At 70.2% G+C, this 13,775-nt stretch carries 10 protein-coding genes and 1 pseudogene; 3 read left to right on the top strand and 8 right to left on the bottom strand.

Annotation, left to right across the window (positions count from 1 at the left end; all coding sequences use genetic code 11):
• Position 1 precedes the first annotated feature (1 nt).
• The 3 genes from AB0C75_RS10610 to AB0C75_RS10620 form a co-directional block, all read right to left on the bottom strand.
• Positions 2 to 1,204 carry an ABC transporter substrate-binding protein gene (locus AB0C75_RS10610; protein WP_362889091.1) on the bottom strand — a complete coding sequence of 401 codons (1,203 nt, stop codon included), beginning with the start codon at positions 1,202 to 1,204 and terminating at the stop codon, positions 2 to 4.
• Positions 1,205 to 1,288: 84 nt separating this feature from the next.
• Entirely contained in the window at positions 1,289 to 1,693 is a 405-nt protein-coding gene (locus tag AB0C75_RS10615; protein ID WP_362889093.1) for a roadblock/LC7 domain-containing protein, read from the bottom strand.
• Entirely contained in the window at positions 1,690 to 4,044 is a 2,355-nt protein-coding gene (locus AB0C75_RS10620; protein ID WP_362889095.1) for a nitrate- and nitrite sensing domain-containing protein, read from the bottom strand. The genes AB0C75_RS10615 and AB0C75_RS10620 overlap by 4 nt, the downstream gene beginning before the upstream one ends.
• Positions 4,045 to 4,640: 596 nt before the next feature.
• Between AB0C75_RS10620 and AB0C75_RS10625 the strand changes: the two genes are divergently transcribed.
• Positions 4,641 to 5,699 (top strand): VWA domain-containing protein, encoded by a 1,059-nt coding sequence (locus AB0C75_RS10625; protein WP_362889097.1) that lies wholly within the window; start codon positions 4,641 to 4,643, stop codon positions 5,697 to 5,699.
• Positions 5,700 to 5,796: 97 nt separating this feature from the next.
• Here the strand turns inward: AB0C75_RS10625 and AB0C75_RS10630 are convergent, their stop codons facing one another.
• The gene (locus AB0C75_RS10630) at positions 5,797 to 6,153 is read right to left on the bottom strand and encodes a beta/gamma crystallin domain-containing protein (protein ID WP_362889099.1); all 357 of its coding nucleotides are present in this window, start codon (positions 6,151 to 6,153) and stop codon (positions 5,797 to 5,799) included.
• 238 nt (positions 6,154 to 6,391) lie between these two features.
• On the opposite strand from AB0C75_RS10630, the pseudogene AB0C75_RS10635 reads away from it, so the two are divergent.
• Together AB0C75_RS10635 and AB0C75_RS10640 are read left to right on the top strand one after the other, a co-directional pair.
• Positions 6,392 to 7,021 (top strand): annotated as a pseudogene (locus tag AB0C75_RS10635) (DUF4157 domain-containing protein); the annotation flags it as partial.
• A 306-nt stretch (positions 7,022 to 7,327) separates the two neighbouring features.
• Positions 7,328 to 8,407, top strand: a complete 1,080-nt coding sequence (locus tag AB0C75_RS10640; RefSeq protein WP_362889186.1) for a M23 family metallopeptidase — start codon at positions 7,328 to 7,330, stop codon at positions 8,405 to 8,407.
• Positions 8,408 to 8,566: 159 nt separating this feature from the next.
• Here AB0C75_RS10640 and AB0C75_RS10645 read toward each other — a convergent pair whose 3' ends face one another.
• From AB0C75_RS10645 to AB0C75_RS10660, 4 genes are all read right to left on the bottom strand, one after another.
• Entirely contained in the window at positions 8,567 to 9,607 is a 1,041-nt protein-coding gene (locus AB0C75_RS10645) for a hypothetical protein (RefSeq protein ID WP_362889101.1), read from the bottom strand.
• A 61-nt stretch (positions 9,608 to 9,668) separates the two neighbouring features.
• Entirely contained in the window at positions 9,669 to 10,949 is a 1,281-nt protein-coding gene (locus AB0C75_RS10650) for a TRAP transporter large permease subunit (RefSeq protein ID WP_362889103.1), read from the bottom strand.
• Positions 10,931 to 11,527, bottom strand: coding sequence for a hypothetical protein (locus tag AB0C75_RS10655; RefSeq protein ID WP_362889105.1), 597 nt, complete (start codon positions 11,525 to 11,527; stop codon positions 10,931 to 10,933). Before AB0C75_RS10655 ends, AB0C75_RS10650 begins: the two co-directional genes overlap by 19 nt.
• Positions 11,524 to 13,653 carry a hydantoinase/oxoprolinase family protein gene (locus AB0C75_RS10660; RefSeq protein WP_362889106.1) on the bottom strand — a complete coding sequence of 710 codons (2,130 nt, stop codon included), beginning with the start codon at positions 13,651 to 13,653 and terminating at the stop codon, positions 11,524 to 11,526. Before AB0C75_RS10660 ends, AB0C75_RS10655 begins: the two co-directional genes overlap by 4 nt.
• Positions 13,654 to 13,775: the final 122 nt, after the last annotated feature.

Consider the following 13,775-nt stretch of genomic DNA (forward strand, 5'->3'; position numbering starts at 1 on the left):
GTCAGCTGCCGAGCGTCGCCAGGTCCTGGACCATGACGTTGGCCAGCTGGGCGCCGTCCGGCCTGACCTGGCGCAGGTACCAGGACTGCACCGGCGAGTGCGCCTTGTCGCCGAACTCCCAGGCGCCGCGCGGACTGTCGATCTGGCCGAGGCCGGCGATGGCGTCGTTGATGGTCTGCGGTGTCACGTCCCCGGCCTTCGCCGCGTCGGCGATGGCCTTGTCCAGGACGGCGGCCGCGTCGTACGACGACATCGCGTAGGTGGTGGGCTGTGTGTCGTGCTCGGCGGTCCAGTCGGCGGCGAACGTACGGTTGGCCTCGTTGTCGAGGTCGGCCGCGTAGTTCAGGACGGAGTAGATGCCCTCGGCCGCGGCGCCCTGGGCCTGGAGCACGCTGCCCTCGGTGACGAAGGCCGTGTAGAGCGGCAGATCGGCGATGTCGGACTGGGCGTACTGCTTGGCGAAGTCGATGGCGGCCTTGCCGGCGTAGAAGCAGTACACCGCCTTGGCGTCCGTCTTGGCGATCTCGGCGAAGTAGGGCATGAAGTTGGTGGTCTTCGGGAACGGCGTCCAGGTGGTCTTGCCGCCGGGGTTGGCGAGCTTCCCCTTGACGCGCTTGAACTCCTCGGTGAAGCCGCGCAGTTCGTCGTACCCGCCCTGGTAGTCGGGGCCGATCGCATAGACCGGGCCGTCGACCTTCTCCTTGACGTACGGCGCGATGGCCTTGCCCGGTTCGTCGGACAGGAAGCTCGTCGTCCACACGTGATCGAGGTCCTTGACGGACGGCCGGGCGTTCGACCCCAGGAAGGGGATCTTGGCCTGGTCGACCAGCGGGAGCACCGCGTTGACCGAGCCGCCGCTGACGAAGCCCGTCAGTACGTCGATCTTGTCCTTCTTGACCAGCTTGGTGGTCGCGGGGACGGCGGTCGGCGGGCCGTCGCCCTCGTCGGCCACGATGAGCTGGACCTTACGTCCACCCAGCTTGTTGTCGTGGGTGTCCAGATACAGCTCGAAGCCGGCGCGCAGCTCGGTGCCGACCGGCTCGTAGGTCCCGGACAGGGAGGCGACCAGGCCCACCTTCACGGTGGCGTCATCGGATCCGCTGTCGCTGCTGCAACCGGTGGCGGCGGCAAGGCCGATGGCCAGGGCGGCGGCACAGGCCGGCCGGAACCTGCGGCGGCGGGCGCTGGGCGTGTCGAAGAACATGAGGGCTCTCATCAGTGGTGTCGAGCATGGCGGACAGGACTGGCTGTGGAGCGGGGGTACGGGCCGTACGGAGACGGCGCCGCCTCAGCGCGCCGGCGGGAGGCTCGCCTCGCGTACCTGGGGCGTCAGTGCGTCACCGACCTGGTTGATCAGTTCGGACATCATGTAGCTGACCTCACCGATGTCCGCGTCCCTGGTCGTCGTCACCAGCAGAGAGGCGCCGCTGGAGACGGCCATCGAGAACATGTAGCCGCCCTCCATCGCGGTGAGGCTGTGCTCGACGGGGTCGGTGTTCGTCAACTGGGCAGCCGCGGAAAGCAGGTTGACGACGCCGGACGCGATGGCGGCCAGCCGTTCGGCGTCGTCACGCTCCACACCGGTGTAAGCGAGGGCGAGTCCGTCCACGGACACGGCTATCGCCTGGGTGACTTCCGGGATGCGTCCGGCGAAGTCGCTCAGGATCCAGTTCAGGTCGGCGGAAGAGGTCATGTCTTCGTCCGTTCGGTGTCGTCGTCCGTGGCGGAGCGCCCACGGTGGTTCGTGCTCCTGTTGATCCCCTGCGCGTAGGCCGCCAGGACGTCGGAGACCTGCCGGGAGTCCCGGCGACGGGGCGCTGGCCTCGGTGTGGCGGTGCCGGAGCGCTGTTCGGCGCCGTCCCGTTTGCCCAAGGGGGGCTGCGGTGCCCTGCGTTGGCGCAGCGGCAGCCCCGAGGAGCTGACGCCGGCGATGCGCGAAGCCGGCTCGTCGTGGCGCGGCGTGTCTTTGCCGGCATCCGTGCCCGCGCCGACGGATGTGCTGTTGCGGTCGGGCCGTCCGCCCACGCCGGCCGGCTGCCTGCGGACCGCCGGTCCCGGTGGCGTGATCGGACGAGGGGCCTCATACCTGACATCGTTGCCAGGGCCCCTTCCGTGATCCGCGCCGAGCAGGCCCTGTTGACGGTCCGGGGTCTCCTGCGGGGCGAGGGCCAGGACCTTCGCGGGCAGCGTCACCTCGGCGATGGTGCCGGGGCCCGACGAGTCACGCAGTTCGACGACGATGTCGTGTCGCGCCGCCAGACGTGCCACCACATGCAGGCCCATGGAGCGCACGTCTCCGATGCCCGTCTGCGGTTCCTGCAGCGCGGCGTTGTGGACGGCTCGGCGTTCCGCCGGGATGCCCACCCCTTCGTCGACCACCTGCACGACGGCTCGGTCCCACAACCGCCATACGGCGACCCCGACCTGCTTGTCGGGAGGCGAGTACCGGGTCGCGTTGTCGAGCAGCTCCGCCAGGATGTGCGCCACGTCGTGCACGGCGCGGGCGGTGATGCCGATCCCCGACTCGATGACCCCGAGGGACACACGGTCGAACCGCTCGATCTGCTGTGCGGCGGCCACGATGACGGTGGAGCAGGCGGCATCAGCCGCCCGCACCCGGGCGTTTCCGTAACCACCCAGCACCAGCAGGTTGTTGGTGTTGCGTTCCATGCGGACGGCGAGGTGGTCCAGGGCGAAGAGGGTCTTCATCCGCACCGGGTCGGCCTCGTCGCGCTGCACGGTGTCCAGCTCGGACACCATGACGGCGGTCAACCTGGCGCCCCTGCGGGCGACGCCGACCAGCGTCTCGGCGAACTGCTCGTGCGTGTGCGCCTGTTGGGCGGCGAGGCGGACGGCCTCGTGGTGGACGGCGTTGAACGCCTCACCGACCTCGCCGATCTCGTCCTCGCCCGTCGTGCGGACCGGGTCACCCGACCGCAGGGCCACCTGCTCGGGCGTCGCACCGCTCAGTGCGCCCGGCCGGGACAGCTCGCTCATCACGGCGGGCAGACCGGTGTGGGCGACCTCGTGCGCGGCATTACGCAGATCGTGCAGCCGCCGGATCATGACACGGCCCAGGCGGATCGCGACGAGGACGGCCACGATCAGGGTCAGCACCACCAGGGCGACTTCGCCGCCCGCCGTCCACATGAGCCTGGTGCGCGTGTCGGTGACCAGCGAGAAGACGGACTCGTCGATGCGCTTCTCCACCGAACGCAGCAGCGTCTGCCGGTCGTCGGACGCCTTCTGCCACTCCTGCGGAGTGACCGCGATCTTCGTACCCGTGCCCGTACGCCCGATCTCGTCCTCGAGCCGTCGGGCCTCCAGCGCCTTCGAACCGGAGAGCGTGCGCTCCAGCCAGGTTCGCCACTGGCCGGGGCCGAGGTCGAACATGATGCCGGTGGACTCCGTGTAGCCGAGGCGTCCGGCGTCGAACGTCCGCTGCGAAGCGGTGGTGAAGCCGCCGGCGGCCTGCGCCCTCATCACGGTGACCTGCTGCTGTGCCGTGTGCTCCGCCGCCTCGGACAGGGCCGCGGCAGCGCGGACCCGGTCCGCGATGTCGGCGTCGACGCCGTCTGCCTGCGCGATGCCGTCGCGGTAGCCGTTGAGGTCGGCGATCACGATCCGGTAGCCGAAGGCGAGCGCCGAGATGGTGCTGCTGCCCGAGCGCACCTGAGCGCGGAGAGCGGGCAGCTCGTCGAGGAAGCGGTCGACGCGGTCCAGGGAGTCCTGCGCGCTGCCGGGCACCCCGGAGAGGCCCTCGGCCTTGTCCCGGAACACGGCGACGCTCCTGTCGGTCGCGTCGGAACTCTGCCTGAACGCATCCGAATCGGCCTGCCGTGAGACAAAGGCGGTGGCTGCCGCGCGTTCACGCTGGAACTGGTCGGCCAGATCGCCCGCGTCGGTGGCGACGGCGACCATCGCGGTGAGCCGCTGGGCCTGGAGCGCCTGCTTGGTCGCAGGCGCGAGGGCCAGAACCGAGAAGATGACGGCCACGGCCAGGGGGACGGTCACCAGGAGGGCGAGGCGGCGATTGATTTTCACTGCGCGGCTCCGTGGCCGGAACCGGTGCTGAGTATCGGTAGCACGCAGATACCTGTTAACGGGTTGTGGGGTGTCGGAGGACGACGGCGTTCGTCGTCCGGCCGTCGAGAACGGGCAGGCAAAGTAAGCGGTGCATGTATCGGGGGGTGGGGGAACCGCACTGCTGGGGCGGGTCGGGCCCCACGGTGCGGCATGATCCTATGCGGTTGCTACACCTTCGGGCGGGTACAACAACGAAAAAATTTGGCCACTAATAGCACAGAGCTGATCCCGCTCAGTCACGTTTTCTCGGAGTTGCGCGGCGCTGACCGAGCGCGTCGGGGGCGGTGCGTCCCCGTGGGGCTCCTCTGACCAGCGGCCCGGCACATGGGGAGGGGTATCCGTTCGGTGGGCCGAACTGCTCACGGAGCGTGGTGGTGTGCTCATGTGGACCCCGGATCCGGCCGCTCAAATCCCCTCGCGGAGGCCCGGGTTCCGGTGGGCTGATGCCCCGAACAGCGGCAGGTGGGGGTGGAGCCCGGAGTCGAGGCCGTTGTCAGTGCCCCCTCGTAGAGTCGGTCGCATCACTCGGGGAGCCTCGGCGAAGGAGCACAAGCGTGTCCGCCAACAAGATCCAGCACAAGGTGAATCACGTCGCGTTGGTAGTGGACTGTTCGGGCTCCATGTACCAGCACCAGGGTCAGCTCATCCGCGTCGTGGACGAGTTCGTGGCGGGCCTGAAGGCCGAGTCGGACAACCTGGGCCATGAGACCCGCATCAGCCTCTACTCCTTCGACCACCAGGTGGAGAACCTGGTCTGGGACATGGATGTGAAGCATCTGCCGTCCATGCGGGGCCTGTACAAGGTCAACAACGGCGCCACCGCTCTCATCGAGGCCTCGTTGAAGTCGCTGGACGACCTGGGCCACATCTGGGAGGAGTACGGGGAGCACAGCTTCCTCCAGATCGTCGTGACGGACGGCGAGGAGAACGCCTCCGGTGGCGACAGGCGGCACGACGGCGACATGAGCATCCTCGGCCCCTGGCTCGACAGGATCACGGCCAAGATGGGCGCGCTGCCGGGCCATTGGACGTCCGCGATCCTCGTCCCCAACTCCCTGGCGAAGCGGACCGCTCAGAACTACGGCTTCCCGGCGGGGAACATAGCCATCTGGGACGCGGACTCCCAGAAGGGTGTCGAGGACGCGATCGGCACCGTGCGCGCCGCCGCCACCAGCTTCCTGCGGGGGCGGGAGCAGGGTGTGCGGGGGACGAGGAATCTGTTCGCCGTGGGCCAGGACATATCGGTGGACGAGGTCCGGGCGAACCTCGAGCCCGTGCGGGCCGACAAGTACCGGCTCCTGAAGGTCGACAAAGAGGCCGAGATCCGTGCCTTCGTCGATTCACATCCGGGTGTGACCTACCAACGCGGCTCGTGCTACTACCAGTTGGGTTCCCGGGTCCAGGTGCAGCCCGACAAGGAAGTCATCGTCGTGGAGAAGGACACCGACCGCGCCTACTCGGGCGACGCGGCGCGCAGCCTGCTGTTCGGCACGGGTGTCCACGGGACCGTCTCGGTGAAGGCGGGGAACAACCCGGCCCTGGAGGTGTATGTGCAGAGCCGATCGGTGAACAGGAAGCTGAAGGCGAACACCCGTCTGCTGATCATGCTCTGAGCCCTGGACCGGGAGGGCGAGGCTTCGGGGGTGACGCCGTCGAGCCCCTTCCCGCCGGCGGTGGCGTGGGAAGAGGCTCGACGGCCGGGCGCGAGGGTTACCGGATCTCGACCGCGTTGATCTTCGGCGGGTTGTTGGGGTAGGTGACCACTCGGTTGCGGGGGATCGACACCACGGCGCCGTTGGCGTCGTAGAGCTTCACGTCGTTGTTCCCCGTGGAGATCTTGTCGATCCACCACCCCTTGAAGTCGACCTTCCCGGCGTTCGCGTAGCAGTCCTCGCTCTTGATCCCGGTGCTGTGGTGCGACTGGATCCTCAGGAAGGCGCCCTGGTCGGCACAGCTGACCTCGTTGATGGCGAAAGCGGTTCCGGTCGGCATGACGATCGTGAAGGTGGCGGCCGCGGCAAGCGTCGTGACCACGGCGCGGGCGGTCTTCTTCGTCTTCGAGAGCACGTCTTCTCCTCAGGTTCATATCGAGAGGCTGATGTCGAGCGGTTGCCTCGCTTTGTGATTATGGTGCTTTGGGGCATTACGCATGCATATGCCACGCCCTGTTGATCAAGAGATTCACGCCGTGGCCTCTCGGGGCAAGGGGCGCTGCCCCCGCGCCCCTTCCCGCGGGAGTGCTGGATCGGGTAGATCTTGAAAGACTGCAAGACCGTCGCCCCGAGCCATCGAAGGAGCTTGTCCTGTGCGTGCTCACGACCCCGGCAAGCACGACCCCGGCAAGTCCGCCGCAGCCGAACAGCGTCGGGGTGCGGCCGGGCGGTCGCCCGCCCCCGCCCTCGCCCCGCTCTCGGCCAGGGCCGGTGGCGACGCCGCGGCCATGGCCCCTGAGGCGCTCCTCGCCCTGCAACGCAGCGTGGGCAACAGTGCGGTGACGCGCATGCTTCAGCAGGCCCGGCACGAGCACTCCGCGGGGTGCGGCCACGGCGACGAGACGGCTGCCGCCCTGCCCGCGGTCCAGCGCTCCGGTGTCGACAAGGTGCTCAACAGCTCGGGGAGCCCCCTGGGCGGTCCACTCAAGGACGAGATGGAGGCCCGGCTCGGGGCTGACTTCTCCGACGTGCGCCTGCACACAGGGCCGGAAGCCCAGCGCTCCAGCGCCGAACTCGGCGCCCGGGCGTTCACCTCCGGCAGCCATGTCGTCATCGGTGAAGGCGGGGGCGACAAGCACACCCTCGCCCATGAGCTCACCCATGTCATCCAGCAGCGCACCGGCCCCGTCGCGGGCACCGACAACGGGGACGGTCTGCGTGTCAGCGACCCCTCCGACCGCTTCGAGCGCGAGGCCGAGGCCAACGCGAGCCGGGTCCTGTCCGGGCCCGCACCGGAGGCGCTCACCGCCGAGGACGGCTGAACGGTCCAGCCGTAGAAGTAGGTCGCCGGACGCCGCTGCCGGGCTCGAAGAGGTGGCTCGGCACACGGCTGCCGCCCGTGGGGCGCCCCGGTGGGCAGCGACTGTGCCCCATCGGGCAGTCCGGTCTGTCCCTGCGGCCGGTGACGCCCCGTCATGGCATTGCTAGCGTCGGGGCGTGATCCGACGCATACCGCCGATACCCTGCCCAGCCGTGGCGCCTTCGTGGAGCCGGCCCGGCACGTGACAGAGGAACCGGTCGAAACAGACCTGGCCGAAACGGACCCGGCCGAAACGGACCCGGCCGCCAGTCGCCCCCGCCGTAGCCGCGGCCGAGGACGTCTCACCCTGATCGTGCTGCCCAGCCTGGTGGTCGTCCCCGGAGTGTTCGGCTTCCTCGCCCTCACCGGCGGCTTCGACACGGCCATGGAGCAGGGCCCCGCCCCGAGCCAGTCGGCTGTCAGCAATGTGGACGCCTCCTACGTCCCCTGGCTGCGTAAGGCGACCGCGGACTGCACGGGTGTCACCCCCGCACTCCTGGCCGCACACATCGACCAGCTCTCCGGGTGGCAGGAGGACACCGCCAGCCTCTCCGAGCAGGGCGTCGCCCGTTTCACGGATGCCGACTGGAAGACCTGGGGCGGGGACGAGGACGGCAACGGCAGTTCCTCGCCGCACGACACGGTGGACGCGATCATGGCGCTGGGGCGGCAGGACTGCTCCCTCGCGAAGAAGGTGACCGCGCTGCGCACCAAGGGCACGGTCAACGGTGAGGTTCCGGACCTCACGCTCGCCGCGTACGCCGCCGGGACGGACGAGGTCAAGAAGGCAGGCAAGATTCCCGAGGCGGCCCGGAAGTTCGTCGCCGGCGTCAAGAAGCGGTTGCCGCAGTACGACGCGCTTGTCCGGGAGACCCCCGAGGACAGCGACAAGGCCCCCGGCGCGCTGCTGGCGCACCCCGTCACCACGCGCACCGTCACCTCGGAGTTCGGCTCCCGTACGCACCCGCTGACCGGGGTCACCAAGCTCCACACGGGCGTCGACTTCGGAGCGCCGCAGGGAGCCCAGGTGTCCGCGGCACGGGACGGGCGGGTCGAGTTCGCGGGCATGACCGAGGCCTACGGCAACCGTGTGGTGATCGACCACGGCACGCTCGACGGAAAGCGGCTCGAGACCACCTACAGCCATCTGTCCGCCCTCCAGGTGACGGTCGGCCAGAGTGTGACCGCCGGCTCTCCCGTCGGGCTCGTCGGCTCGACAGGCCTGTCCACCGGCCCGCATCTCCACTTCGAGGTGCTCTACGACGACCAGTACAAGGACCCGATCGCCTGGCTCGGCAGCGGTGACTGAGCCTGCGCCCCAGGGCGGGAGCCCGCCGTACACGATCCCCTCGACCTCGATCTGCCGCTCGGGGAGATCGAGGCCCAGGCCGACCGTCTGCTCCACGACGGGACGGACGCCTACCAGCCGGTGGCGTGAGGGGGCGTCCGCCCGCCAGGGCAGGGGGCCCTACTCCGCCCGGGCCAGCGCGATCGCGCCCTGGAGCCGCTCACCGGCCTCGTAGATCATGTACGGCACGCCGTTCTCCGTGCCGAAACTCGGTGACGCCGTACGGCCGTTGTCCGGAGCGCCGTCCAGCGAGTCGTGGAAGACGCCCAGATGGTCGCGCCGGGAGAAGTCCCTGCCGACCTCGGTGATCATCAGGTCCCCGCCGCTCTCCTTGTCCTTGTTGTAGACGACGTACGCGCTGTCGCCCCGGGTCAGCAGATGCGGGCCGCCCACATTCACCGCGCCGACGTCCGTGTGCCGGATCAGCGGCTCCTGGGCGAAGGTCCAGTCGCGCCCGTCGGCCGACCAGCCCCATGCGATGTCGCGGTGATCGGTGGTGTTGTTCAGCATGAACAGCATCACGTAACGGGCGCCGAGCGCGGGCAGGTCGTGGCGGAACACCCGGGCATAGGACGTCTCCGTCGAACCGGCGGGCATCATCGAGGTGGACAGCACGACCTTGTCGTACGTGAAGTTGATGCCGTCCTTGGAGCGCGCCAGCCGGGTGGTGGTGTTCTCGCCGTGGAAGTACAGCCACATCTCCTTCTCGTCCTCGTTCCACAGCACATGAGGCGACGAGACATGACTGACCTTGTAGTGCGGCTGCCAGTCGTTGGTGACGATCGGGTTGTCCGGGTACTCCGTGAACGGCCCCTCCAGCGAGTCGCCGTAGGCCAGGCAGACGCCGCCCGGCGCGTCATGCGGCGCGTAGTAGAGGTGGAACCGTCCGAGGGCGCCGGACAGCCTGCCCACCGTGCCCCGCACACACGGGAAGATGATCTCGCCGGTCGGGTTGTACGCGAGGTCCGAGGGCTTGAGGAGCGTCCTGACGTAGCTGTAGTCGGGGAAGCCGCCGGGCGCGGCCGAGGCCTGGGCCGCCGTGCCGACGCCGACCGCGAGGGCGGTGCCGGTGGCCGCCGCGCCGCGCAGGAAGACGCGGCGGGAGAGGGAGGCGGGGAGTGCGGGGCTCTGCTGCGGGGTGTTGTCGTGCGGCTCGTTCATGTCTGTACTCCGTCCCGGGAGTTGGATGTTCAGAGCTGGTCGGTCAGAGCTGGCTTGCTGGTCAGAGGTACGTGGCGGCCGTGATGCAGAACCCGCCGAGTGCGACGGCCCACACATAGGGAAGGGTGCGCAGCATGACCTGCTGCGGGCCGACGCCCGCGTACTGCGCGCTCCACACGGTCTGGGTGCTGGTGGGGTCGGCGACCCCGAAGACCTGGTTGTAGGAGGCGGCGAGACCGAGCACCGCGACCGCGGGGTAGATGCCGGCCGCGATGAGGACTCCGGCTATGCCCGCGCCGAGGCCGTAGACGTTCAGCGGGCCGCGGTAGAGGCACAGCGGCACCAGCACGGTGAAGACCAGGACGAACAGCACCGGGTTCTGCGGGCTGACGGCCTTCACCAGGGGTTCGAGCGCGTCGATCGATCCGGGCAGCTGCACCGCGGCGAGCAGGATGCCGATGGCGATGAACAGCGCGATGGGCGGCGCGGCGACCTCGAATCCGCCGTACAGGGTGCGCAGCAGCCGCTTGTTCATCTCGCGCGGCCTGGTCGTGGTCACCAGGGCGTAGAGCACCCCGGCCAGCAGCGCGGGGATGATGGCCACTTCGAACCCGAGGGCGAGCACCAGCGGCACGACCGGGGTGAGCAGGGCGTACCAGGGGGCGTCGCCGAGCCGCTCGCGGCGCGAACGCGGCTTGTCCGCGGCCGTCTTCAGCGACCAGGTGTGCTCGACGCCCCGACGGCGCGACTCGACCAGCACGAAGGCGACGGCCGCGACCAGCGCCAGCGGGAACAGCTTCACCATGAAGCCGCGCACCGTCGGCACCGGCAGGTCCAGGGCGGTGGAGAAGAACTGCCAGATGGGCAGCTCGAACGGCACACCCACGGCGATGCCCATCAGGATGGTGCCCGCGGCTGTGACCTTCGGGATGCCCACGGCGACCATGGCCGGGATGCCGATGATGCCGGCGAGCATCGCGGCCGGCGCCGAGCCCGTCACCGTGCCGATCAGCGCGGACACCGCGAGGACGCCGAGCGCCACGACTGTCGGCCGGTCGCCGCCGAACTCCACGATCTTGCGGACGATGGTGCCCGCGATGCCGGTCTCGTCGAGGAGCTTGCCGAGCCACGAGCCGAGCAGGACCGCGATCATCGTGGAGGCGAGCATCGGAGCTCCCTCCTGGAGGACCGTGTCCAGGACGCTCTCCTTGCCGGTCAGCGGCGCGCCGGCGACGAAGGCGATGACGACGCCCAGCAGGACCAGGGCGAAGGCGGTGGGGAGCTTACGGGTGAGCATCGCGGCGACACCGGCCGCCATGACGATCAGGATGACAACGCCCATGGCGCTACTCCTCTCAGGGTCACGGCGTCGGCGAGCGCGGCCGTGAGGTGCAGGGGACTGCGGCCGAGCCCGCAGACGGTACGTGCGTAGGCGTGGGCGGCGATCTCCTCCGCGCCGGCCACATGCCCGTACAGCCGGAACCGGCCGGCCCGCAGGACCACATGGCCGAGGGCCCGCTTCAGCGCGGTCTTCGCCGGGCCGTGGTGGAGCTGTTCGTGCACGGCCTCGTGGGCGAGCGCCGCCTCACGCACCGAGCCCGGCGGGTACCAGTGCCGCCAGCCCCGGGCGTCGATCAGCGCGTCGGCGGCGTCGAGCGTGTCGGTGCAGAGCTCCACGGTCGGCACAGGCCGTGAGGTGTAGCGGGCCAGCAGACCGCGCTCCAGGCCGTCGGCGCGCTCGGTGATCCTCGCCCGGCAGGGGACGGGAGCCAGTGCCGAGCCGAACTCCTCGGCCGTACGCGCCCAGTGGCGCAGCAGTTCCGGATCGCGGCCCTCGTGGGTGGGGGTCGCGGCCAGCAGCCGCACCGCCAGGTCCAGATCGTCGCCGGTCTCCCACGCGGGGGCTCCGGGCGTGCTCATGTGCGCACCTCCAGTACGGCGACCACCGGTTCGTCGGCGGCGCGTGAGGTCAGTTCGCTGCGGGCGAGCGCCAGCAGCGGCTGCGGGTCGAGCACACCTGACAGGTCCGCGATCCGGGAGCCGATCAGCAGCCGTACCGCGGGGGCGCGGACCCCGCCGTCGCCGTACGACGTGGTCTCGCGTACCAGCTCGGCCAGCACCTCGGGTGCGTCGGCGACCCGGGTGGTCTCCACCCGGGCGTCCGGGACATGCAGCCGGATCACCCCGTCGGCGTCGACGATCCTCACCGGATGCCGGGTGGTGCGCAGGGTGCGCCTGACCTCCGTGCCGTACACCGTGTGGGCGGGGGTCCCGGCGAGCACCGTGACCCGCGACGGGTCGGCCTTGAGGCTGGCCGCCGCCGTGCGCAGCCGCTCCGCCTCGTCCGCGCGGTGCGCCCTGTCCTGGGTGCGCAGTTCGGTGGCACCGGTGGCCACGGCCCGTACGGTGCTCGTCTGCGGGTCGACGGTGATCTCGACCTCGACCTCGTCGGCCGCGGCGCCCTGGGCGATGACCGCAGCCTCCGCCTCGGCCCGTACGGCGAGGATCTGCTCCTGCCCCGCGCCGGGGATGATCCGCTCGATCTGCTCCCGCACCAGGGCGAGCGCCACTCCGATGGGACTGATCACCTCGCTGTGCCGGGCGATGCGCCCCTCCATACCGCTGACCGCGGCGAGGTGCGGGGTGACGGACGCGGCACCGCCGCCGCCTCCGACGAGCGGCGCGGTGTCCTTGTCCAGCCGGTAGTCACTGATCATCGTGTCGACGACCGCCCCGACCTGTGCCGTCCCCGCGTCGAGCAGCCGCGTCGCGGCGGTCGCGACGTCCACCCCGAGTACCTCGGCGAGCGGGGCGAGTGCCGCCTTCGCGACATCCTGGTCGCTGCGGGCGAAGTCGCCCTCGGGCACCCGGCCCAGGGCGTTGGCCGCACAGGTCATGGTGAGCGCGAAGCGTCCGCCCGCCGCGTCGATGACCGCGTAGTCCGCCGGGTCGTCGGCCATCGGCCTGACGGTGGTGAGCGTCGCGTCGCGCAGCTCGTCCGCCGACGCGTAACACGCGTACGGCAGCCCGGCGATGTGGGCGCTGCGCGGTCCGACGCCGGTGACCTTGCCGCCGTCGACGCGCACCATGGAGCCGCCGCCGACACCGACGGTGCGTACGTCCAGGGCGTTGAGGTAGGACTTCTTGCCGAGGATCGTCGCGTGCTGGACGGCCACCTTCCCGCGTCGTACGACGCTGATGTCGGTGGAGGTGCCGCCGGTCTCCAGGAACACGCCCTCGCTGATCCGTTCCTGCATCAGCGCGCCCGCCACCCCCGCGGCCGGCCCCGAAAGGACCGTCAGCAGCGGTCTGCTCCGCATCTCGTCGAGCGACATCACCCCGCCGTCGCAGCGCATGACCATCAGCGGGGAGGAGACCCCGGCCTTGGTGATCGAGGCGTCGACGAGATCGGCGGTGGCCAGCATGCGCGGCAGGATCGCCGCGTTGACCACGGCGGTACGGGTGCGCTTGTGCAGCCCGTACAGGGAGGTGATCTCGTGCGCGGCGGTCAGCGGGAGCCCGGTGGAGCGGGCGGCCTCCACGACGGCCTGTTCGCCCTCCGGCCTGTCCACGCTGAACGGCTCGGTGGCGACGAGCACCTGGGCGCCTTCCTGGGCCAGGCCCTCGGCGGCACGCCGGACGGACGCCGTGTCGTCGGGGTCGCCGACGTGGGCGTAGACGAGCGGAAGGGTCTTGCCCGGGGTGAGCTGGAGCTTGCCGAGCGAGGCGAGCCGGCGGGTGAGCGCGGCGGCCGGGCCGCCGCCGATCCCGATCAGTCCCACGGTGGCGACATCGCCCTCCAGCAGGGCGTTGGTAGCCTGGGTCGTGCCGTGCGCGAGGAACGCGACGTCTTCGGCGGCGCGGCCGGTCTCTTCCAGCAGACGGTTGAGTGCGTCCACGATGCCGTGGGCCACGCCGTCCTCGTGATGGTGGCTGGTGGGGACCTTCACCTGTCCCAGGAGTTCCAGGGTCGTGGCGTCGACCGCCACGGCGTCGGTGAAGGTTCCGCCCACGTCGATGCCGACGCGGATGCGGTGGGTGGTCATGGTTGGGCACCTCCTTGTGCGGGTGGGCAGTGCGCGGGCGGGCCGGGTGGGACAGGTGGAGCTGTCCCACCCGGCATTTCCGCGTGGTGGAGCGTCGTTCGGGGTGGTGCCGGGCGTCGTTG

The sequence above is a fragment of the Streptomyces sp. NPDC048565 genome (assembly GCF_040650935.1).
GTDB lineage: Bacteria > Actinomycetota > Actinomycetes > Streptomycetales > Streptomycetaceae > Streptomyces.

What these genes read in the sequence shown, in the direction of transcription:
- AB0C75_RS10610 (WP_362889091.1), bottom strand. Translation starts at nt 1,204, where the DNA reads ATGTTCTTCGACACGCCCAGCGCCCGCCGCCGCAGGTTCCGGCCGGCC.
- AB0C75_RS10615 (WP_362889093.1), bottom strand. Translation starts at nt 1,693, where the DNA reads ATGACCTCTTCCGCCGACCTGAACTGGATCCTGAGCGACTTCGCCGGA.
- AB0C75_RS10645 (WP_362889101.1), bottom strand. Translation starts at nt 9,607, where the DNA reads ATGAACGAGCCGCACGACAACACCCCGCAGCAGAGCCCCGCACTCCCC.
- AB0C75_RS10650 (WP_362889103.1), bottom strand. Translation starts at nt 10,949, where the DNA reads ATGGGCGTTGTCATCCTGATCGTCATGGCGGCCGGTGTCGCCGCGATG.
- AB0C75_RS10655 (WP_362889105.1), bottom strand. Translation starts at nt 11,527, where the DNA reads ATGAGCACGCCCGGAGCCCCCGCGTGGGAGACCGGCGACGATCTGGAC.
- AB0C75_RS10660 (WP_362889106.1), bottom strand. Translation starts at nt 13,653, where the DNA reads ATGACCACCCACCGCATCCGCGTCGGCATCGACGTGGGCGGAACCTTC.